The sequence below is a fragment of the Photorhabdus sp. RM71S genome, assembly GCF_042879355.1.
Lineage (GTDB): Bacteria > Pseudomonadota > Gammaproteobacteria > Enterobacterales > Enterobacteriaceae > Photorhabdus > Photorhabdus kayaii.
Genome location: NZ_JBHFKV010000003.1, coordinates 32,712 through 53,174, shown reverse-complemented (window position 1 = coordinate 53,174; position 20,463 = coordinate 32,712). Strand labels below are relative to the sequence as shown.

At 44.9% G+C, this 20,463-nt stretch carries 18 protein-coding genes and 6 tRNA genes; 1 reads left to right on the top strand and 23 read right to left on the bottom strand.

The genetic code is table 11. The features are described from left to right. Positions 1–10: 10 nt before the first annotated feature. The 17 genes from mrdB to miaB form a co-directional block, all read right to left on the bottom strand. Complete coding sequence (gene mrdB / locus ACGF5R_RS02290) at positions 11–1,123, bottom strand: peptidoglycan glycosyltransferase MrdB (RefSeq protein ID WP_112878072.1); 1,113 nt, start codon at positions 1,121–1,123, stop codon at positions 11–13. Between the two features lie 8 nt (positions 1,124–1,131). Further along, complete coding sequence (gene mrdA, locus ACGF5R_RS02285) at positions 1,132–3,027, bottom strand: peptidoglycan DD-transpeptidase MrdA (RefSeq protein WP_387689589.1); 1,896 nt, start codon at positions 3,025–3,027, stop codon at positions 1,132–1,134. A gap of 40 nt (positions 3,028–3,067) precedes the next feature. Then, positions 3,068–3,538 (bottom strand): 23S rRNA (pseudouridine(1915)-N(3))-methyltransferase RlmH, encoded by a 471-nt coding sequence (rlmH, locus tag ACGF5R_RS02280; RefSeq protein ID WP_112878074.1) that lies wholly within the window; start codon positions 3,536–3,538, stop codon positions 3,068–3,070. Between the two features lie 2 nt (positions 3,539–3,540). Then, positions 3,541–3,867, bottom strand: coding sequence for a ribosome silencing factor (gene rsfS / locus ACGF5R_RS02275; protein WP_191214694.1), 327 nt, complete (start codon positions 3,865–3,867; stop codon positions 3,541–3,543). Positions 3,868–3,965: 98 nt separating this feature from the next. Further along, the gene (nadD, locus tag ACGF5R_RS02270; RefSeq protein WP_387689586.1) at positions 3,966–4,643 is read right to left on the bottom strand and encodes a nicotinate-nucleotide adenylyltransferase; all 678 of its coding nucleotides are present in this window, start codon (positions 4,641–4,643) and stop codon (positions 3,966–3,968) included. Next, positions 4,627–5,667 carry a DNA polymerase III subunit delta gene (holA, locus tag ACGF5R_RS02265; RefSeq protein ID WP_262980667.1) on the bottom strand — a complete coding sequence of 347 codons (1,041 nt, stop codon included), beginning with the start codon at positions 5,665–5,667 and terminating at the stop codon, positions 4,627–4,629. Before holA ends, nadD begins: the two co-directional genes overlap by 17 nt. Continuing rightward, positions 5,664–6,212, bottom strand: coding sequence for an LPS assembly lipoprotein LptE (gene lptE / locus ACGF5R_RS02260; protein ID WP_112878078.1), 549 nt, complete (start codon positions 6,210–6,212; stop codon positions 5,664–5,666). The genes holA and lptE overlap by 4 nt, the downstream gene beginning before the upstream one ends. 13 nt (positions 6,213–6,225) lie before the next feature. Further along, entirely contained in the window at positions 6,226–8,808 is a 2,583-nt protein-coding gene (gene leuS, locus ACGF5R_RS02255; protein WP_387689583.1) for a leucine--tRNA ligase, read from the bottom strand. A gap of 162 nt (positions 8,809–8,970) precedes the next feature. Next, on the bottom strand, positions 8,971–9,696 hold the full coding sequence (locus tag ACGF5R_RS02250; RefSeq protein ID WP_112878080.1) for an amino acid ABC transporter ATP-binding protein: 726 nt from the start codon (positions 9,694–9,696) through the stop codon (positions 8,971–8,973). Further along, positions 9,696–10,370 (bottom strand): glutamate/aspartate ABC transporter permease GltK, encoded by a 675-nt coding sequence (gene gltK, locus ACGF5R_RS02245; protein WP_112878081.1) that lies wholly within the window; start codon positions 10,368–10,370, stop codon positions 9,696–9,698. Before gltK ends, ACGF5R_RS02250 begins: the two co-directional genes overlap by 1 nt. After that, the gene (locus ACGF5R_RS02240; protein ID WP_387689580.1) at positions 10,371–11,111 is read right to left on the bottom strand and encodes an amino acid ABC transporter permease; all 741 of its coding nucleotides are present in this window, start codon (positions 11,109–11,111) and stop codon (positions 10,371–10,373) included. Positions 11,112–11,242: 131 nt separating this feature from the next. Continuing rightward, positions 11,243–12,136 carry an amino acid ABC transporter substrate-binding protein gene (locus ACGF5R_RS02235; protein ID WP_387689577.1) on the bottom strand — a complete coding sequence of 298 codons (894 nt, stop codon included), beginning with the start codon at positions 12,134–12,136 and terminating at the stop codon, positions 11,243–11,245. A gap of 562 nt (positions 12,137–12,698) precedes the next feature. Beyond that, a complete protein-coding gene (gene lnt / locus ACGF5R_RS02230; protein ID WP_262980665.1) occupies positions 12,699–14,228 on the bottom strand; it encodes an apolipoprotein N-acyltransferase in 1,530 nt (509 codons plus the stop codon). A gap of 7 nt (positions 14,229–14,235) precedes the next feature. Further along, a complete protein-coding gene (gene corC / locus ACGF5R_RS02225; RefSeq protein ID WP_036776710.1) occupies positions 14,236–15,117 on the bottom strand; it encodes a CNNM family magnesium/cobalt transport protein CorC in 882 nt (293 codons plus the stop codon). Between the two features lie 72 nt (positions 15,118–15,189). Next, a complete protein-coding gene (gene ybeY / locus ACGF5R_RS02220; protein WP_112878085.1) occupies positions 15,190–15,657 on the bottom strand; it encodes an rRNA maturation RNase YbeY in 468 nt (155 codons plus the stop codon). Next, complete coding sequence (locus ACGF5R_RS02215) at positions 15,654–16,631, bottom strand: PhoH family protein (protein ID WP_387689720.1); 978 nt, start codon at positions 16,629–16,631, stop codon at positions 15,654–15,656. The genes ybeY and ACGF5R_RS02215 overlap by 4 nt, the downstream gene beginning before the upstream one ends. Positions 16,632–16,718: 87 nt before the next feature. Beyond that, positions 16,719–18,149 (bottom strand): tRNA (N6-isopentenyl adenosine(37)-C2)-methylthiotransferase MiaB, encoded by a 1,431-nt coding sequence (miaB, locus tag ACGF5R_RS02210; RefSeq protein ID WP_387689572.1) that lies wholly within the window; start codon positions 18,147–18,149, stop codon positions 16,719–16,721. Between the two features lie 198 nt (positions 18,150–18,347). Here miaB and ubiF point away from each other — a divergent pair, with 198 nt between their 5' ends. Next, positions 18,348–19,529 (top strand): 3-demethoxyubiquinol 3-hydroxylase, encoded by a 1,182-nt coding sequence (gene ubiF, locus ACGF5R_RS02205; protein WP_387689718.1) that lies wholly within the window; start codon positions 18,348–18,350, stop codon positions 19,527–19,529. A gap of 229 nt (positions 19,530–19,758) precedes the next feature. Here ubiF and ACGF5R_RS02200 read toward each other — a convergent pair. From ACGF5R_RS02200 to ACGF5R_RS02175, 6 genes are all read right to left on the bottom strand, one after another. Then, positions 19,759–19,833 (bottom strand) — tRNA-Gln (locus tag ACGF5R_RS02200). 5 nt (positions 19,834–19,838) lie between these two features. Next, a tRNA-Met gene (locus ACGF5R_RS02195) sits at positions 19,839–19,915 on the bottom strand. Positions 19,916–19,968: 53 nt separating this feature from the next. Further along, positions 19,969–20,043 (bottom strand) — tRNA-Gln (locus tag ACGF5R_RS02190). A gap of 52 nt (positions 20,044–20,095) precedes the next feature. Next, positions 20,096–20,170, bottom strand: a tRNA-Gln gene (locus ACGF5R_RS02185). A 28-nt stretch (positions 20,171–20,198) separates the two neighbouring features. After that, positions 20,199–20,283 (bottom strand) — tRNA-Leu (locus ACGF5R_RS02180). Between the two features lie 5 nt (positions 20,284–20,288). Continuing rightward, positions 20,289–20,365: transfer RNA gene (locus tag ACGF5R_RS02175), tRNA-Met, on the bottom strand. Between the last annotated feature and the right edge of the window lie 98 nt (positions 20,366–20,463).

Sequence of the window (20,463 nt, the reverse complement as noted above, 5' to 3'; positions counted from 1 at the left end):
AACCTCTTCTCTATAAACTTTTGGACAACAATTTTCTGTGTGTGTGAATCGACATGATAATGCCGAAACCCGCCATTAAGACGATTAACGCTGAGCCGCCATAACTGACAAATGGCAAAGGAACGCCTACTACAGGCAGGACACCACTCACCATGCCGATATTGACGAAGATATAAACAAATAGAATTAACATTAGGCCGCCAACCATAACCCGGCCAAAAGTGTTCTGTGCTCTGGTTGCGATAACCAGCCCACGAGTAATTAATAACATATATAATGTTAATAACAGTAGTACGCCAATCAAACCAAGTTCTTCTGACAGTACGGCAAATATGAAATCTGTATGACGTTCTGGCAGAAATTCCAATTGAGATTGTGTTCCTAATAGCCAGCCTTTACCTGATAAACCACCGGAGCCAATCGCGATTTTTGATTGAATAATATGGTAACCCTTACCTAGTGGATCGCTTTCTGGATCAAGTAGCATCATGACGCGATCGCGCTGATAGCCATGCATCAGGAAGAACCACAAGATGGGGATAAAGCTGGTTAACAGTAGAGCTGCGATACCGATCAACCGCCAACTCATGCCCGAAAGGAACAAGACAAACAGGCCAGAAGCCGCGATCAGAATTGAAGTCCCCAAGTCTGGCTGAGCGGCAACCAGTAAAGTAGGCAGAAAAATAAGCATCAGAGCGATAGTCGTATTTTTCAGTGATGGGGGACATAAATCGCGGTTCATAAAGCGTGCGATCATCAGTGGTACGGCTATTTTGGCAATTTCAGAAGGTTGGAAGCGGATGATTCCTAAATCCAGCCAGCGTTGGGCACCTTTACTTATTTGCCCGAAAGCATCGACAAAAATCAGTAAAATGACACAAACAATATAGAGATGGGGCGCCCAGCTTTCATAAACTCTTGGTGGAATTTGCGCCATGATGAGCATGACAACCAGCCCAGCACCAATTTGGCTAATTTTGCGCTCCATCATACCCATATCTTGACCACTGGCACTCCACATAACAAAAGCGCTGTATATCAGCAATGCCAAAATGCACAGGAGTAATGGTAGGTCGATATGTAATCTGGTCCAGAGAGGAACCCTTTTTTGGTTTTCTGTCATGGTGTTAATCAGTCACTTTCTGTTCCGGGAAGTGTAGGGACAGCATTCGGCAATGTTGTGTTGTTATCCCCTAATAGTACATGGTCGAGGATTTGGCGAACAAGAGTTCCCACTGCTGGGCCTGCACCACCATTCTCTAAAATAATGGAAAGGGCTACTGTCGGATTTTCATAAGGAGCGAAAGCGATCATCAGCTTATGATCCCGTAAATGCTCAGCAATTTTACTGGCATTGTAGGTTTCATAACTGTAGACCTGTGCTGTTCCCGATTTGATCGCTGCTTTATAAGGCGTACCGATAAAACTTTTGTGGCCGGTACCGTTTGGCAGGTTAGCAACACCGTACATGCCGCTTTTTGCCAATTCCCAATATCCTGAATGGATATCACCGATCTGAATATTTTCTATTTGTTGATAAGGGATCATCTCACCTTTCAGCTTCTTGCTTAGCAGAAGATGTGGTGTTTTTACATTACCGTCGTTAATTAAGGTTATCAGCGCTTTTACCATTTGAATGGGGGTTGCTGTCCAATATCCCTGGCCGATACCCACAGGAATGGTATCTCCTTGATACCAAGGTTTTTTATATTTTCTTTGTTTCCATTCGCGGGTAGGCATGATACCGGTGCGTTCTTCGGCTAGGTCGATTCCAGTATATTCGCCATAGCCGAACTTGGTCATCCATTCAGATAGACGATCAATTCCCATATCATAGGCAACTTGATAGAAGAAAGTATCCGCCGATTCTACAATGGCTCTATGTGCATTGAGACTACCGTGTCCCCAACGTTTCCAGTCACGGTAGCGTTTTTCTGAACCCGGTAATTGCCACCAACCCGGATCAAAAATGGTGGTATTTTTATTGATAACGCCTGTACTTAGTGCTGCAACGGTAATAAAAGGTTTCACTGTCGAAGCTGGAGGATAGATTCCTTGAGTAGCACGATTAATAAGCGGCCTATCAGGATTGTTTAATAGCTCCTGGTAGTTCTTATTGGAGATACCGTTTACGAATAGGTTTGGATCATAGCTTGGGTTAGATACCAGTGCCAGGATTTCCCCATTACGTGGATCACTGACAACGACCGCAGCACGGCTGGTTGTGAGGAGTTTCTCAATGTAAATCTGCAATTCGAGATCGATAGTGAGGTAAATATCTTGTCCGGCCTGTGGTGGTTGTTCATGTAATTGGCGTATCACCCGGCCTCGGTTATTCACTTCGACTTCTTCATAACCCGTTTTGCCGTGTAAAACAGTTTCATAATAGCGTTCAATACCCAGTTTGCCGATATCATGGGTAGCGGCGTAATTAGGTAAAATACCTTCTTTATCCAATCGTTCTACATCTTTATCATTAATTTTAGCAACATAGCCGATGATATGTGTCAGTGCTGAACCATAAGGATAGAAGCGGCGTTGGTAGCCTTTTATTTCAAAACCAGGGAAACGATATTGGTTAACGGCAAAGCGTGCTACTTGAATATGATCAAGTGAAGTTTTCAATGGAATAGAGGTAAAGCGGCGCGAGCGTTTACGCTCTTTTTCAAAGTTGGCAATATCTTCGTCAGTCAGATCGATAACATTACGTAAATCATTCAGCGTTTGCTCAAGGTGTTCTACCTTTTCAGGTATGATTTCTAACTGATAGATAGTTCGATTAAGTGCCAATGGCGTACCGTTGCGGTCATAAATGATCCCGCGGCTTGGCGCAATTGGAACCAGTTTAATACGGTTTTCGTTTGAACGGGTTTGATAGTCTTCGTGGCGGGTGATTTGTAAATGGTAAAGATTGGCAATCAGGATACCAGTCAGTACCAGGATGATAATAAATGCCACTAATGCGCGGCGAGCAAATAGGGCTGATTCAGCCGTATAATCACGAAAAGGGGTACGTTTATTCTTCATCCCATTGCCAGAAATTCGCTTTTATCCGTTGATAACCAAATTATTCCCGATGATAGGGATGATTGGTCGTAATACTCCATGCCCGGTACAGGCTTTCCGCAACCAAAACTCGGACCAGAGGATGGGGTAAGGTTAGCGGTGACAGTGACCAGCTTTGTTCTGCGGCAGCTTTACATGCCGGAGCGAGACCTTCTGGCCCACCTATCAACAAACTGACATCTCTACCATCCCGTTTCCAATGTTCAAGCTGTTGCGCCAATTGAGGCGTTTCCCAGCGGGAACCCGGAATGTCCAGGGTGACAATACGGCTGCCTTTGCTGACAGTGGCTAGCATTTGTTCGCCTTCTTTTTCCAGAATGCGTTTAATATCCGCATTTTTCCCCCGTTTGCCAGCCGGGATTTCTATCAGATCAAATGGCATGTCTTTGGGAAAACGACGCAAATAATCTGTAAAGCCGGCCTGTATCCAGTCCGGCATTTTTGTACCTACAGCAATTAATTGCAGCTTCAAACTCAGCTCCAAAGCTTTTCGAGTTCGTACATGCGGCGGCTCTCTTCTTGCATGACATGTACGATAACTTCACCGAGGTCTACGACAATCCAGTCAGATACGCCTTGTCCTTCAACGCCAAGTGGGATCAGGCCGCTTGCGCGACAGTCATCAACCAGATTATCTGCGACAGACATCAGATGGCGGTTGGAAGTTCCGGTGCAGACAATCATGCAATCGGTAATACTTGATTTCCCTTGGACATCAAGGGAAACAATATCCTGTGCTTTGGAGTTTTCAAGCTTATCAATAACAAACTGTTGGAGTTCTTTACCTTGCAAAAGGCTCATCCTTATTTTTTATCACAATTGATTAAATAGTGCGGAATAATAGCATGTCAGGTCACTTAAGGGTAAGTCAACTAAGCGACTAATCGAGGCAGATTCCGCTATTGGCGATATAACCCCTGTGAATCTATATACTTTTGTACTGAAAGGGGGAGTAAATCGTCACAACTTAACCCTTGCTGGTGGCGTTGACGGATGTCTGTTGCTGAGATCGGCAGCAGAGGTGTATCTGCCAGATAGATATAACCGTTAGGTTTACTGCCAAGCTGGTTTGGATCGCAGATTTGATGTTCTGTAAGCCAGTGTTGCATTTCGGTTGTAGAAAACTGGGTTTGATAACCGGGGCGAGCACAAACCAGCAGATGGCAGAAACTCAATAATTCTTGCCAACGATGCCAAGTGTGCAGTGATAACAAAGCATCTTGGCCGATTATAAATGCTAGTGGTTGTTTGTTACCAAGTTCCTGACGGAATGACTCTAGCGTATCAATTGTGTAAGAGGGGATAGTGCGCTCCAGTTCACGCTTATCGACGGTAAACAGTGGGCTATCCTGTACTGCCAGTTGTACCATTTCAAGCCGCTGTTGTGCAGTGGCTTCCGGTTGTGGGCGGTGTGGGGGAACGTGATTTGGTAGTAAAATCACTTGATCCAGGCCAGTTTGATATGCCAAGGTTTCAACTGGTTGTAAGTGCCCGTAATGGATGGGATCGAATGTTCCACCAAATAATGCTTTAATAACGGGTTGTTTCGGGCAAGTAGAATCAATGGCATGAGGCATTAAAAAAGCTCTCAGGTAAGGTTTTTCCACATAACAGCATAGAAAGCGTTTCTAAATCTGACCAAATAGACTGGCCGTAATCCTGTTTGATCTGGCGTTCCATCTGTACAAGTAAATGAATTGCTTGCTGCAAATCATGTTGAGTGAGACGTTGCAGTGCGCTTGTCAGTAATGGACGGCGGTTTTGCCATACCCGATGCTGATCTAACAGTGTTTTCATCGGGGTTGTGGTACTTTGACGTTTCAGCGTGAGTAGCAACAGTAATTCACGCTGTACGGTACGTAATAGAATAACAGCTTCGTAATCTTCCTGTTTTAACTGTTTCAGAATATGCCAGGCTCGTTTTGCTTTACCTGATAATAGCGAGTCTACCCAGTGATAAGGTGTAAAGTGAGCCGCGTCATTCACCGCATTTTCGACACGATGTAAGGTCAGTTTACCGTCTGGGTATAGCAGGGAAAGTCGCTCAAGTGCCTGAGCTAACGCCAGTAAATTTCCTTCATAACAATAACACAGTAGTTGATTGGCTTGTTCTTCCAGTGCCAATTTCATGGCTTTGGCCCGGTGTGCAACCCATTGCGGCAGACGGTTCTGTTCGGGGGACTGACAACTGACATAAACACCGTTTTTTCCTAGTATTTTGAACCAGTTACTGTTCTCCTGAGCCTTGGTCAATTTCAAACCACGTAGTATTAGCAGTATATCTGGATGAAGTAGTCCAGCCAGTTTCACCAGTTGTTCGGTTATGGTTGCATTGGGGCCATTTTCCGGCAGTAGTAAAGTGAGTGTTTGACGGCTAGCAAACAGACTTAATGACTGACAAATATTGAATATCTCATCCCACTCGGTGTGATTATCCAGTGTATAGGTGAAGTGTTCAGTGAAAGCGTGTTTTTCAGCAGCCTTGCGAATATGATCCTGGCTTTCCTGTAATAGTAGGGGTTCATTACCCCATATTAGATAACAGTTTCGCAGCCCCTCATTGAGCTGCGAAATCAATTGTTCGGGATAGAGTTTGATCATTGTGCTTGCGCAGCTTGCTGTCCCACCTGTTTTTCTCTGGCTTTCTGCTTTTCTGCGTTGTGAACGGTCAATAACTGGCGAACTAACCGGCGAGCAGCTTGTTCACGCATTTCCTGATTGATTATCTCGTTTTCAGCATCTTTCGCCAGGGCCTCTAATGGGTTGTCGAAAAAAGAGCGGTCAACCCTGGATCGCAGCGGGTATACGCTACCGTCTGGCATAATAACCTGAGCATCGACATTCAGTGTCAATTGGCGTTCAGCCGCCTTACCATCTTGGAAAATAGAGACAGTATCTTTATTTTCAGAAGAGTTAATTAACTTCAAAACAGGAACATCAGCGCTACCATCCTCAAGGATAGTGACATTATTCAGACGAAGCTGTTGGCGAACGGAACGGGCCAGTGGCCCGTATGGGTCACCGCTTGTTAATTGCAGCTTTTTGAGTTCCGGTGGCACCTGAGTGGTGCCGCGCAGATGAAAACCGCAGCCAGCGGTGACCAGCACCGCCAACCCCAGCAACAACGTTAAAATACGATGTCGCACATTGCCTCCTTTATTAGCCGACGACCAGATTCAGTAGTTTGCCTGGTACATAAATGACTTTGCGAATAGTGACGTCTTCAAGGTATTTCGCCACACCGTACTCTTTTGCTGCCATATCATGAACATATTCTTTAGCTGCATCGGCTGGCACAGTAACACGACCACGCACTTTACCGTTAACTTGAATGACGACTAACTTGGTATCGTCAACCATTGCTTGTTCATCAGCTTGTGGCCAATCAGCCGTATCAATATCACCTTCACCACCCAGAGCTTGCCACATAATAAAGCAAGCATGAGGAGTTATTGGTGACAACATACGGACAACCGCCAACAGAGCCTCCTGCATCAGAGCGCGATCCTGCTCAGTTTCCTGTGGTGCGCGGGCCAGTTTATTCATCAATTCCATTACGGCAGCGATAGCAGTATTGAATGCCTGGCGGCGACCGACATCATCTGTGACTTTAGCAATGGTTTTGTGCAGATCTCGGAATAGATCTTTTTGTTCCATTGTCAGGTTTGTGATGTTTAGCGGTTGCGTTGCCCCTTTGCTGCTATGTTCATAAACTAGGCGCCATACACGTTTCAGGAAGCGATTTGCCCCTTCAACACTGGATTCTTGCCATTCTAGCGTCAGCTCTGGTGGAGCCGCGAACATCATAAATAGGCGAACGGTATCAGCACCATATTTTTCTACCATCAATTGTGGGTCAATACCGTTGTTTTTGGATTTAGACATTTTGCTCATGCCGGTATAAACCAGTTCATGGCCTTCTTTATCCATCGCTTTAATGATACGGCTTTTATCATCACGCTCAACAATAGTATCAGCTGGGGAAACCCAGATTTTTTCACCATCTTTGCCGAGGTAATAAAAAGCATCGGCCAGAACCATGCCTTGGCATAACAGGCGCTTAGCGGGTTCATTGGAATTGACCAGGCCAGCATCACGCATCAGTTTATGGAAGAAGCGGAAATACATCAGATGCATGATAGCATGTTCGATACCACCGATGTATTGGTCAACTGGCAGCCAATAGTTAGCTGCTGCTGGATTGAGCAGGCCCTTGTCATAATCTGGACAGGTGTAGCGAGCGTAGTACCAAGAAGACTCCATAAAAGTATCGAAGGTATCTGTTTCACGTAGTGCTGGTTGGCCGTTGATAGTGGTTTTCGCCCACTCAGGATCAGCTTTAATTGGGCTGGTGATGCCGTCCATTTTGACATCTTCTGGCAGAATAACTGGCAGTTGAGCTGCTGGAACCGGAACAACTGTGCCATCTTCCAGCGTTGCCATTGGAATAGGAGCGCCCCAATAACGTTGACGAGAAACTCCCCAGTCACGCAGACGATAGTTGACTTTACGTTTACCTACGCCCATTTCCACCAGTTTATCAGCAATAGCATTGAAACCATCTTCGTGATTCAGGCCGCTAAATTCACCGGAATTAAACAGGATATTCTTATCTGTTACAGGCGCTTCATGGACGTTTGGTTCATTGCCTTCGCTATCCAGAATAACGGCTTTTATTGGCAGGTTATATTTTGTCGCAAATTCCCAGTCGCGTTGATCGTGACCAGGCACTGCCATGACAGCACCGGTGCCGTATTCCATCAGGACGAAGTTTGCAACCCAGATTGCCACTTTTTCTTTGGTCAATGGATGAATAGCAAACATACCGGTTGCTATGCCTTTCTTCTCCATTGTTGCCATATCTGCTTCTGCAACTTTGGTATTACGGCACTCATCAATGAAAGTAACCAGTTCAGGGTTATTTTCTGCTGCTTGTTTTGCCAGAGGATGACCTGCGGCAACCGCAACATAAGTGGCACTCAGGAACGTATCAGGACGAGTGGTATAAACGGTCAGCTTCTCCTGACTATCAGCCACATCAAAAGTGATTTCTACCCCTTCAGAACGACCAATCCAGTTGCGCTGCATGGTTTTGACTTGTTCAGGCCACTCTTCCAGCGTATCCAGATCATTTAACAACTCTTCGGCATAATCAGTGATCTTGATAAACCATTGCGGAATTTTTTTACGTTCAACTTTGCTATCACAACGCCAGCAACAGCCATCGACCACTTGTTCATTAGCCAGAACAGTCAGATCGTGGGGACACCAGTTAACTGCGGAGGTTTTTTTATAAACCAAGCCCTTTTCATACAATTTGGTGAAGAACCACTGTTCCCAACGGTAATATTCCGGGGTACAGGTTGTGACTTCACGATCCCAGTCGTAACCGAAGCCCAGTGTTTTCAATTGACCTTTCATATATTCGATGTTGGCATAGGTCCACGGAGCAGGTGCGGTATTGTTTTTGACCGCGGCACCTTCCGCAGGCAGGCCAAACGCGTCCCAACCGATAGGTTGCAGAACGTTTTTGCCAAGCATACGCTGATAGCGGGAGATAACATCGCCAATAGTGTAGTTACGTACATGGCCCATGTGTAGTCGACCAGAAGGGTAAGGTAGCATGGACAGGCAGTAATATTTCTCTTTGCTGTTGTCTTCTGTCACTTTGAAAGTTTGCTTCTCTTGCCAGTGAAGCTGAACTTGCGGCTCTATATCTTCTGGGCGGTATTGTTCTCGCATGGCACCGATGATCCTATGGTGAGTAAAAAGCTACGTTTGTAGCAATCATTTAGTTGGTAAAATATGAGGTCGGCATAGCATATCTGATTTGATATATAAGAAACAGAGGTTCTGAGGGAAAATCCGATGGCGACGGGAGCCACCACCGGGGATGAAATGAGGTTAGTGAAGAATTTTAGCGAGAAATTCTTTGGCGCGATCTGATTTTGGATTCGCAAAGAAATCTTCTTTTTTGCTATCTTCAACAATTCTGCCTTCATCCATAAAGATAACTCGGTTGGCTACTTTACGAGCGAAGCCCATTTCGTGAGTAACAACCATCATGGTCATCCCTTCATCTGCCAGTTTAACCATGACATCGAGCACTTCATTGATCATTTCAGGGTCGAGTGCGGAAGTAGGTTCGTCAAATAGCATGGCAATCGGGTCCATACAAAGGGCTCGGGCGATTGCTACACGTTGCTGTTGACCACCGGAAAGTTGAGACGGGAATTTATTCGCTTGACTGGCAAGTCCAACGCGTTCAAGTAATTTCAACCCCTTTTCTTCCGCCGCTTTTTTATTGCGATTAAGCACTTTAATCTGCGCTAGAGTTAAATTCTCAATGATGGAAAGATGGGGGAACAGCTCAAAATGTTGGAACACCATGCCGACTTTAGAGCGTAGTTGTGCCAGATGGGTGTTTTTATCATTAACTTTAATGTCATTAACCAGAATTTCACCCTGTTGGATGGATTCCAGGCCATTGACCGTTTTTATCAGGGTGGATTTGCCTGAGCCAGATGGGCCACAGACCACAACGACTTCACCTTTTTTAACTTCAGTTGAGCAGTCGGAGAGAACCTGAAATTGGCCATACCACTTGGATACATTTTTCAGGGAGATCATCAAACAGTCCTTTTCTTCAAATAGTTAACCAGCATAGATGCGGCAATACTAATAATAAAATAAACCAAACCAGCAAATAGGATCATTTCGACCTGAGTGCCATCACGCTCACCGATATTTGCCGCAGTACGGAAAAAGTCCGCTAGACTGAGCACATACACCAATGAGGTGTCTTGAAACAGTACGATACCCTGAGTCAGTAACAGCGGGGTCATCGCACGGAATGCTTGAGGCAGGATAACCAGTCTCATACTTTGCATTGGTGTCATACCCAATGCCAGTGCTGCCGAAGATTGCCCGCGGGAGATACTCTGAATTCCCGCCCGGATAATTTCTGAATAGTAAGCCGCTTCGAAAAAGGCGAATGCAACCATAGCTGAAATTAAACGAATATCTGTTTTCGGAGAAATCCCCAGAACATTTTGCACTAGACTAGGCACAATCAGGTAGAACCATAACAGTACCATAACTAGTGGTACAGAACGGAACAGATTGACATATAAAGTGGCAAACCAGCTCAGTATTTTTACCGAAGAGAGCCGCATAACGGCTAGCACGGTTCCCCAGAGAATACCGACAACAACAGCAATAATCGTGATTTTTGCGGTAATGACTAAGCCTTGTAGCAGAAATGGGATACTGGGGATAATCGAACTCCAGTCAAACTCGTACATTTATTGACCTCCAATATTACCCGGTAAACGCACTTTTTTCTCAAGCAAGTGCATGGCAAGCATAATCACCAGATTGATTCCGATATAAGCTAATGTAATCGCCGTAAATGTTTCATAAGCATGTGCTGAGTAATCAAGTAACTTACCTGCTTGTGCTGCCATATCTACCAGACCAATAGTGGAGGCAATAGCGGAGTTTTTCACCAGATTCATTATTTCTGATGTCATGGGTGGAATAATCACTCGATAGGCATTGGGTAATAGGACATAGCGATAGGTTTGTGGCAGAGTTAGCCCCATTGCCAGCCCTGCCGCTTTTTGACCGAGTGGTAGTGATTGTATGGCGGCACGAACCTGCTCACATATCCGAGCAGCAGTGAAAAGACCTAAACAGACAGTGGATGAGAGAAAAAATTGGATATTAGGGTCCAGTTCAGTTTTAAACCACAGACCGATTTTTTCTGGTAGTAGTTCAGGTACAACCAGATACCAGATAAAAAATTGAACTATCAGTGGTACGTTACGAAAGAGCTCAACATAACAGGTACCTATCCCAGATAATATTTTATTGGGAACAGTGCGTAAGATGCCGAACAGTGAGCCGACAATGAAAGCGATAATCCAGGCGCAGATAGACAAGGCAATCGTCACCTGAAATCCAGCTATCAACCAGCCTAGATAAGTCGTATTGCCGAAAGGGGCAGCTTGCAAAAAGATGCCCCAATTCCAATCGATTGACATAATAATACTCCCTGTTAGGGTGTAGCTTGATCCCCTGAAAACGATTGATTGGCTGAGAAAAAAGCGAGGTAGGGAACGACCACCTCGCACCCTGTGACGCCAATCAAATAGTCATTTTTTTAATTATATTTCTAGTCAAGTGCCTTATCATTTGGCGATTTAAATAGTGCTTTCATTTCATCAGATAAAGAGAAATTCAAATTCAAGTTCTTGGGTGGAATGGGGTGTTTGAACCAGCGCTCAAATGATTTCTCTGCCTCTCCGGAGGTTTGCGCTTGAACAATGGTCTCATCGATCAGCTTCTTGAATTGAAGATCGTCTTTGCGTGATATACAACCATAGGCTTCTCTAGACTGAGGTGTACCAACAATTTCCCACTGTTCAGGTTTTTTCGCTTTGGCGCGTTCACCTGCTAGTAGTGCATCATCCACCATAAAGGCGATTGCACGGCCAGATTCCAAAGTACGGAATGAGTCACCATGATCTTTTGCACTGATGATGCGCATTTTCATGTTTTTCTCATCGTTCAGTTTATTCAGCAATATTTCAGAAGTCGTACCTGCTGAGACAACGACATTTTTACCTGCCAAATCTGGGAAATCTTTTATACCGGAACCTTTTTTAGTCAGCAAACGCGTCGTAATAATAAAGATGCTGTTAGAGAAAGTGACTTGTTTCTGACGTTCAAGGTTATTGGAAGTGGAACCGCATTCGAAATCATAAGTTCCATTTTGTAGTAATGGGATGCGATTTTGCGAAGTCACGGGTATCAATTTTACTTGCAGATTTGGCATGTCCAGTTTCTTCTTCACTGCTTCAACAATCAGATTAGAATAATCCTGAGAGTAGCCGACGACTTTTTGATGATTATCGTAGTAAGCAAAAGGTACGGAGGATTCACGATGTCCCACAATGATCACTCCATCATCTTTAACCTTTTTCAGTGTTCCCGTTAATTCTTCGGCCTGAACAGCCCCCGCCATGCCAAGTAACATCATGGTTAATACTAGGTTACGCATACGCATATACAACTCCTTTAATGTGGTTATCGTTGCGATGTTGTGTTTGCAAAAGTCTCTCTGTGATTTGTTTTTAATCGAGGATCATTTGCTGTTATATGTATATATAGTGTTAAAAAATAGTACAAAAGGGTTAGGCAATGAAAATGAATTGTTTCTATTTCGGGAGCTGTCTCGCACTATAAATGAACAATGTTGTTTATCTTGCACAATAAAGGTGAGTGATTATCATTTTTTTAGTGCGTTTTCCCATTTTTGGTTAGTGAAACAGCTATTTTCCTTTTCATTCATAGAGATAACAGCAATTAGCATGCCAAAATAATAAAGAAGGGTAAAATTGATACCAGTAAGTTGTTTAAGTAGGTTATTTGTATAACATAGAGTGATATCAGTTATTGAGGGTTAGCATGGGTCAATGGCAGAATTGGGCAAGGTATATTTCATTCCCATTGCCAGACGATTCCATAGGTTGATAGGGCCGATTAATAATGTTAAATCGACAATCTCAAGGGAGCAGTTTTGCTCCCTTTTGGCTATATAGATATTCGAATCAAGATGGATATTCGAATTAAGATTTACGGCGGTTATACGTTAAGGCAAACAGGGCGAACAATACGGTAATTATCCATACCGGCCAGTTACCCCAGCGAGCATAGGGTGTTATCCCGGTTGCTGGTGTCACTTTAGCTGCCAAAACATTACGGGTAAATTGTGGGAGTGCTGCTTGCACGTCTCCGTCCGGGCTGATAACGGCTGTAATACCGTTATTGGTACTCCGTAGTAATGGGCGTCCTAATTCGAGGGAACGCATGCGTGCCATTTGGAAATGTTGCCAGGGGCCAATTGAACCACCAAACCAAGCATCATTGGAAATAGTGAGTAAGAATTCAGTATCCGGTTTGAAATTCGCACGAACCAGCTCACCCAGTATAATTTCATAACAAATAGCGGTGGTCAGGTTATATCCTGCAACAGAAAGCTGTGGTTGAATGTAGTTGCCACGGCTGAATGAAGACATAGGTAAGTTGAAGAATGGCGCCAGAGGGCGGAGTAGCGATTCCAGTGGAACAAATTCACCAAATGGTACCAGATGATATTTATCGTAGCGAATAGCAGCCGGATATTGATAAGGCTTTTTATCGCCGAGGACAATCACGCTGTTATAGATCTTATCACTGTTGCCAACGGCTCTTTCATCGACAATACCGGTAATAAGGCTGGTGTGTTGATTGCGTAACAGCTCATCCAATTTTGTTAGAAAGTGGCGTTGATAACTTTCCAATGAAGGAATAGCAGATTCCGGCCAGATGATTATCGGTGTTTTGCCAATGTATGGCAGGCTGTTGCTCATGTAGATGTCCATCGTTTCGCTGAGCATTTTGGGGTCCCATTTCAGGGACTGTGGAATATTTCCCTGAACCAGCGCGACATCAACAGTTTTTTCAGGTAGTAGGCTGTACCACTGATAATGGCGTATTGACCACGGTAATAGCAGAATGGCGGCAGCGATAATACCAGCGGCTATTTTCCGATGTATGACGGCCAGAACGAATAACCCGCTGACAGCCATTAACAGGAAAGTGATGGCCTCAACACCCAAAATTGGTGCAATGGCTTTCATTGGACCATCTAATTGGCTATAGCCGAATTGTAGCCAGGGGAAACCGGTTAGAATCCAGCCTCGCAGGAATTCGGTGAGTTGCCATAATGCAGGTGCTGCTACAGCCAGCCTTACCCCGTTTGTTTTTGCGAAGAGACGATTGAGTAAGCCAGCGAATAAAGCAGGATAGAGCGAGAGATAGGCGGCAAGTAATATGACCAGCAGAATATTGACCGCGGTTGGCATGCCACCGAAATTAGCAATACTGACATACACCCAGTTGGTACCACTGCCGAATAGACCAAATCCCCAACAAAAAGCAATAAATGCCGCTTGTCGGGGTGTTCTGTTCAAAGTCAGAAGTTGTAGTCCAAACAGGGAAATAATAGCGGCAGGCCAGAAGTCAAAAGGCGAAAAAGCCAGTGTTCCACTGGCTCCAAAAAACAGTGCCAGTAAGGCGCGCAGCCGCTGGCAATTTAATAATGAAGCTTTGTTCATTCAGATTTTATTCTTCTTCGAGGTTAGGTATTGGCGCATCGTCCGGTATCGTAACATAAACCTGAATAATCCTTCGGCTATCGGCCATAGCAACTTTAAAGAGATAACCGTTGATATCGACGGACTCTCCTCTGGCGGGTAAATGACCGAATGCCTGCATCACCAGACCGCCAATAGTATCCACTTCTTCGTCACTGAATTGGGTGCTAAAGGCTTCATTAAAGTCTTCAATCTGAGTTAGCGCTCGTACCGTATAGGTATGACGGCTCAAGGCACGAATATCGACATCTTCTTCTTCATCGTATTCGTCTTCAATTTCACCGACGATCAGTTCGAGAATATCTTCGATAGTGACCAAGCCCGAAACACCACCAAACTCATCAATGACAATTGCCATATGATAACGTTGAGAACGGAACTCTTTCAGCATGCGGTCAACCCGTTTACTTTCAGGTACAACGACAGCCTGACGCAGAACCTTATCTATGCTGAATGGTGGGGCATCGGTGCGCATAAATGGCAATAAGTCTTTTGCCATTAAAATCCCTTCAATATGATCTTTGTCTTCACTGATCACAGGGAAACGAGAGTGAGCCGAATCAATAATCACATCCAGACATTCGTCCAGGGTTTGATTACGTTTTAAGGTAACGATTTGAGAACGGGGGATCATGATATCCCGGACACGCTGATCGGAAATATCCATTACCCCTTCGAGCATATCACGGGTATCAGGATCAATCAGATCGTTTTGTTCAGAGTCACGGATCAATTCCACCAGTTCATCACGGCTTTTTGGCTCACCGTGAAAAAGCTGGTTAAGAAGAAGAGTGAAAAACCCTTTCTTAGGGCCAGGGTTATCGTTACTTGAAGGATGGTCGTCGCTCATGGCGTTTTAATGAAAATTTCCCATTAAATAAGTTATTGTTGGTATTTTTTAGCATAAAAATGGTACGAATGGTTACTCTTTTTCTGCAAGATAGGGGTCAACATAACCTAACTTTTGCATAATTTCTGTTTCCAAAGATTCCATTTCTTCAGCTTCATCATCTTCGATATGGTCATAGCCCAGCAAATGTAGGCAGCCGTGGACAACCATATGTGCCCAATGTTCCTCTATTGTTTTTTGTTGCTCCTCCGCTTCTTTTTCAACGACCTGACGACAAATAATTAAATCGCCAAGCAAGGGTAAATCAACCTCTGGCGGTGCTTCAAATGGGAAAGATAACACATTTGTTGGATTATCTTTACCACGGTAGGTCAGATTTAAATCGTGGCTTTCTGCCTTATCAACAATGCGGATAGTGACTTCGCTTTCAGATTGAAATTGAGGTAAAACCCCGTCCAGCCAGTGCTGGAACAGGGTTTCTTCAGGAAGACCTTGTGAATGTTCACAGGCAATTTGTAAATCAAGTATTACTGAACTCATTGTGCTTCCTGCTTGCGTTGTTCACTGAGTGCCTGTTTGCGTTTTTGCTCGGTTGCTTCCCACTCTTCATAGGCAATGACAACTTTGGCAACCACCGGATGGCGGACAACATCATCACTGTGGAAAAAGTTGAAACTCAGCTCGCCGACGCCTGATAGAACTTCAATGGCATGGCGTAGACCGGATTTCTGCCCACGAGGCAGGTCAATCTGCGTAACGTCACCGGTAACAACCGCTTTGGAGTTGAAGCCGATACGAGTCAGGAACATCTTCATCTGTTCGATGGTTGTATTCTGGCTCTCATCCAGAATAATAAAAGCGTCGTTCAGGGTTCGTCCTCGCATATAAGCTAATGGAGCAACTTCAATAACGTTACGTTCGATCAGCTTCTCAACTTTTTCAAAACCGAGCATTTCAAACAAAGCGTCGTAGAGTGGGCGCAAGTACGGATCCACTTTTTGGCTCAGGTCACCCGGTAGGAAACCCAATTTTTCGCCTGCTTCGACGGCCGGACGGGTTAGCAGGATACGGCGAATCTCTTGTCGTTCCAGTGCATCAACCGCAGCAGCAACGGCCAGGTAAGTTTTTCCTGTGCCAGCAGGACCAATCCCGAACGTAATATCGTGGCTAAGAATATTGGCAATATACTGCGCCTGATTGGGCGTGCGTGGTTTCACCATGCCGCGTTTGGTGCGAATATTAACGGATTTACCGTATTCGGGTATGCTCTCGGCAGTTTGCTCCAGAACCCGGCTCTCGGTAATTGCCAGATGAATCTGTTCTGGCTTGATATCAGGGATCACACCACGGACAGGGGAAGTTTCCGCATATAAATGCCGTAGGATATTGGTGGCTGTGCTAACGTACAACGGTTTGCCCATCAGTTTAAAACGGTTATCACGACGGTTAATTTCAATACCTAGCCGACGTTCAAGCTGCTTCAAATTGTCGTCAAACGGACCACATAGGCTCATTAGGCGCTGATTGTCGGCGGGTTCGAGGAAAATTTCCTGAGTTGCTATTTGTGAATGAATTTGTTGAATCACTGATTATCTCTATATTTATGGCTGATAAGTGCCGACCCCGATTTCATCTTCTTTACGGGTACGGGCTATAACGGACTCAGGTGATTCGTGTGTACGAAGATCCATTTGATCTTCGGTACGGATAACTTTACCGCGTAGTGAGTTGGCGTAGACATCAACAATTTCAACATCAACGAATTTGCCAATCATATCAGGCTGGCCTTCAAAGTTGACAACCCGATTGTTTTCGGTACGGCCAGAAAGTTCCATCACATTCTTACGGGAAGTTCCTTCAACCAGAATACGTTGTACACTGCTCAACATAGCACGGCTGTAGCTCATGGCTTGTTGGTTGATACGTTGTTGTAACAGGTAAAGGCGCTGTTTTTTCTCTTCTTCGCTAACGTCATCAGGCAGATCGGCTGCCGGCGTTCCCGGACGAGCAGAATAGATGAAGCTGTAGCTCATGTCGAAATTGACATCAGCGATCAGTTTCATGGTTTTCTCGAAGTCATCTTGGGTTTCACCTGGGAATCCGATAATGAAGTCAGAGCTTATCAATATATCAGGACGTGCTTTACGCAGTTTGCGGATAATGCTTTTATACTCAAGGGCTGTGTGGGCACGTTTCATCAACGTTAGAATACGGTCCGAGCCACTTTGCACTGGTAAATGCAGGAAGCTAACCAGTTCTGGTGTATCTTCGTAAACGGCGATAATATCGTCTGTAAACTCAATTGGATGGCTAGTTGTAAAGCGAATACGGTCAATACCATCTATAGCCGCGACCAAACGAATTAATTCGGCGAAAGAGCAGATATCACCATCATAAGTAGCGCCACGATAAGCGTTCACATTCTGACCGAGAAGGTTGACTTCACGTACGCCCTGAGCGGCAAGTTGAGCGATTTCAAACAGAACATCATCGCATGGGCGGCTAACTTCTTCTCCGCGGGTATAAGGTACGACACAGAAAGTACAGTATTTGTTGCAACCTTCCATAATAGAAACGAAGGCAGATGGGCCTTCAGCACGTGGTTCAGGAAGGCGGTCGAATTTCTCGATTTCCGGGAAGCTGATATCAACAACCGGGCTGCGAGTGCCTTTCACTTGGTTGATCATTTCAGGTAAACGGTGCAATGTTTGCGGCCCGAAAATAATATCTACACATTGAGCGCGCTGACGGATGAAATCCCCTTCCTGAGAGGCTACACAGCCACCGACTCCAATGATGATATCGGGATTAGTATCTTTTAGGTTTTTCCAGCGGCCTAATTGATGGAAAACCTTTTCCTGTGCTTTTTCGCGGATTGAACAGGTATTCAATAGCAAAATGTCTGCTTCTTCGGCGACATCGGTTAACTGATAACCGTGAGTACTTTCCAGCAGGTCGGCCATTTTAGATGAATCATATTCATTCATCTGACAGCCCCAAGTTTTAATATACAGTTTTTTTATCGTCGACATTTTCTTGTGCATCCGAGCTTTCTACCGCGCTGAAAAGTGTTATTACACGGCAAAAGCAATTGTGTATTAGGCATAAAGTTGTCGGATATTGTAGTCATTTGCAGGAGCAGTGACCAGACTGTTAAACAGGATATTCTCTACCGGAGAATTAAAAATTCGGTACACTGTACTAATCAATGGGTTAATAGCATGGCTGATATGAATAATTCACAACAGATTTTTGATGTAGTGGTGGTCGGTGCTGGCATGATCGGTGCTGCAACAGCATTGGGGTTGGCACAGGAAGGTTGGAAAGTCGCTTTATTAGATCATCAACCACCACAATCTTATGATACACAGAGTCAGCCTGATGTACGCGTATCAGCAATTAGTTGTGCTTCTGTAGATTTGTTCAAACAACTCGGCGCATGGGATGCGGTATTACAGATGCGCAGTGCGCCGTATCGTACATTAGAGACTTGGGAACAGAATGATTCTAATTTGGTGTTTGATGCACAAAGTTTAGGGCTGCCTGAGTTGGGCTATATGGTTGAAAACCGTATCTTGCAACTGGCTCTGTGGCAGCAGTTTGAAAAATATCCCAATCTGATTTTGCTATGCCCGGCAGTATTGCAATCAATGCAGTGGCAGAAAATGGGATGGTTGGTGACTCTGGCTGACGGAACAGAAATGACAGCTCGCTTGATTGTTGGGGCTGATGGTGCTCGTTCTCAGGTTCGGCAAATGGCAGGAATTGGCAGTCGTGGCTGGCAGTACAGACAGTCTTGTATGTTGATCACGGTAAAAACAGAACAGCCACAGCAGGATATTACCTGGCAGCAGTTTTTTCCTTCTGGCCCGAGAGCGCTTCTTCCACTGTTTGATCAATGGGCTTCGCTGGTGTGGTACGACAAACCGGCACGCATACGACAATTACAGGCAATGTCAATGGCTCAACTTGAACAGGAGATTTTCCAGGCATTTCCTGTACGGTTAGGTAAAGTGACTCCCGTTGCCGCCGGTTCATTTTCTTTGATTCGTCATCATGCTAACAGTTATGTGCGTGAAGGATTAGTATTGTTGGGTGATGCAGCTCACACCATTAATCCACTGGCTGGGCAAGGAGTAAATCTTGGTTATCGGGATGTGAATACTCTGCTTGATGTTTTGGTGAAGGCGAGAGAATTAACAGAGCAGTGGGATTCATTGGAAGTATTGATGCGTTATCAGCGCCGCAGAATGCCGGATAACCTAATGATGCAAGCTGGAATGGATCTATTTTACACCGTGTTCAGTAATGAATTACCAGGGCTGAAAGTTGCTCGTAATCTGGCGCTGATGGCAGCTCAACGGGCTAGCGTAATGAAAAAAGCGGTGCTTAAGTATGCGTTGGGATTGTAGCGTATAGACTGGTAGTGAAGATTACAAGCACGTCGTAAATTATTTATGGCGTGGGCAGTTTTTTTTTCTTTAATAGGCAGCAATTGGCAAACCAGAAGGAAAAGATAGGGTGGGCTGGAAAGTAAAAAATCACGCTTGTACATCAAAAGATATTCTACCTGTATATTCTTTTTCTATTCTTTCTGTATATTTTTTCAACACGTCATTTCACGTAACATATTGATAAATATGGCTGGGGTACCAGGATTCGAACCTGGGAATGCCGGAATCAGAATCCGGTGCCTTACCGCTTGGCGATACCCCAATAAATGGTGGCTACGACGGGAATCGAACCTGTGACCCCAGCATTATGAGTGCTGTGCTCTAACCAGCTGAGCTACGTAGCCTTTTTTGATGTGAGAAAATTTATTAAAAATACCAGTGAACGACATCCAGTCAATGGCTGGGGTACCAGGATTCGAACCTGGGTATGCCAGGATCAAAACCTGGTGCCTTACCGCTTGGCGATACCCCAACTGAAAGTGGTCACTGTACAACATGTTGTCAGAATTGTGTTATCAGAACTATGGCTGGGGTACCAGGATTCGAACCTGGGTATGCCAGGATCAAAACCTGGTGCCTTACCGCTTGGCGATACCCCATCTGAGTAACGACAACTCGATGAATGAATGGTGCGGGAGGCGAGACTTGAACTCGCACACCTTGCGGCGCCAGAACCTAAATCTGGTGCGTCTACCAATTTCGCCACTCCCGCAAAGATGGTGGCTACGACGGGAATCGAACCTGTGACCCCAGCATTATGAGTGCTGTGCTCTAACCAGCTGAGCTACGTAGCCATCTTTTTTGCATTACCTTCATCGGCGTTGCGGGGCGCATTATGCGTATATCAGCTAAATGCGTCAACTGCTTTTTTCTCGAAATCTGTTTAAAGTCG

What these genes read in the sequence shown, in the direction of transcription:
- mrdB (WP_112878072.1), bottom strand. Translation starts at nt 1,123, where the DNA reads ATGACAGAAAACCAAAAAAGGGTTCCTCTCTGGACCAGATTACATATC.
- mrdA (WP_387689589.1), bottom strand. Translation starts at nt 3,027, where the DNA reads ATGAAGAATAAACGTACCCCTTTTCGTGATTATACGGCTGAATCAGCC.
- rsfS (WP_191214694.1), bottom strand. Translation starts at nt 3,867, where the DNA reads ATGAGCCTTTTGCAAGGTAAAGAACTCCAACAGTTTGTTATTGATAAG.
- nadD (WP_387689586.1), bottom strand. Translation starts at nt 4,643, where the DNA reads ATGCCTCATGCCATTGATTCTACTTGCCCGAAACAACCCGTTATTAAA.
- holA (WP_262980667.1), bottom strand. Translation starts at nt 5,667, where the DNA reads ATGATCAAACTCTATCCCGAACAATTGATTTCGCAGCTCAATGAGGGG.
- leuS (WP_387689583.1), bottom strand. Translation starts at nt 8,808, where the DNA reads ATGCGAGAACAATACCGCCCAGAAGATATAGAGCCGCAAGTTCAGCTT.
- ACGF5R_RS02250 (WP_112878080.1), bottom strand. Translation starts at nt 9,696, where the DNA reads ATGATCTCCCTGAAAAATGTATCCAAGTGGTATGGCCAATTTCAGGTT.
- gltK (WP_112878081.1), bottom strand. Translation starts at nt 10,370, where the DNA reads ATGTACGAGTTTGACTGGAGTTCGATTATCCCCAGTATCCCATTTCTG.
- ACGF5R_RS02240 (WP_387689580.1), bottom strand. Translation starts at nt 11,111, where the DNA reads ATGTCAATCGATTGGAATTGGGGCATCTTTTTGCAAGCTGCCCCTTTC.
- ACGF5R_RS02235 (WP_387689577.1), bottom strand. Translation starts at nt 12,136, where the DNA reads ATGCGTATGCGTAACCTAGTATTAACCATGATGTTACTTGGCATGGCG.
- lnt (WP_262980665.1), bottom strand. Translation starts at nt 14,228, where the DNA reads ATGAACAAAGCTTCATTATTAAATTGCCAGCGGCTGCGCGCCTTACTG.
- corC (WP_036776710.1), bottom strand. Translation starts at nt 15,117, where the DNA reads ATGAGCGACGACCATCCTTCAAGTAACGATAACCCTGGCCCTAAGAAA.
- ybeY (WP_112878085.1), bottom strand. Translation starts at nt 15,657, where the DNA reads ATGAGTTCAGTAATACTTGATTTACAAATTGCCTGTGAACATTCACAA.
- ACGF5R_RS02215 (WP_387689720.1), bottom strand. Translation starts at nt 16,631, where the DNA reads ATGAGCCTATGTGGTCCGTTTGACGACAATTTGAAGCAGCTTGAACGT.
- miaB (WP_387689572.1), bottom strand. Translation starts at nt 18,149, where the DNA reads ATGTCGACGATAAAAAAACTGTATATTAAAACTTGGGGCTGTCAGATG.
- ubiF (WP_387689718.1), top strand. Translation starts at nt 18,348, where the DNA reads ATGAATAATTCACAACAGATTTTTGATGTAGTGGTGGTCGGTGCTGGC.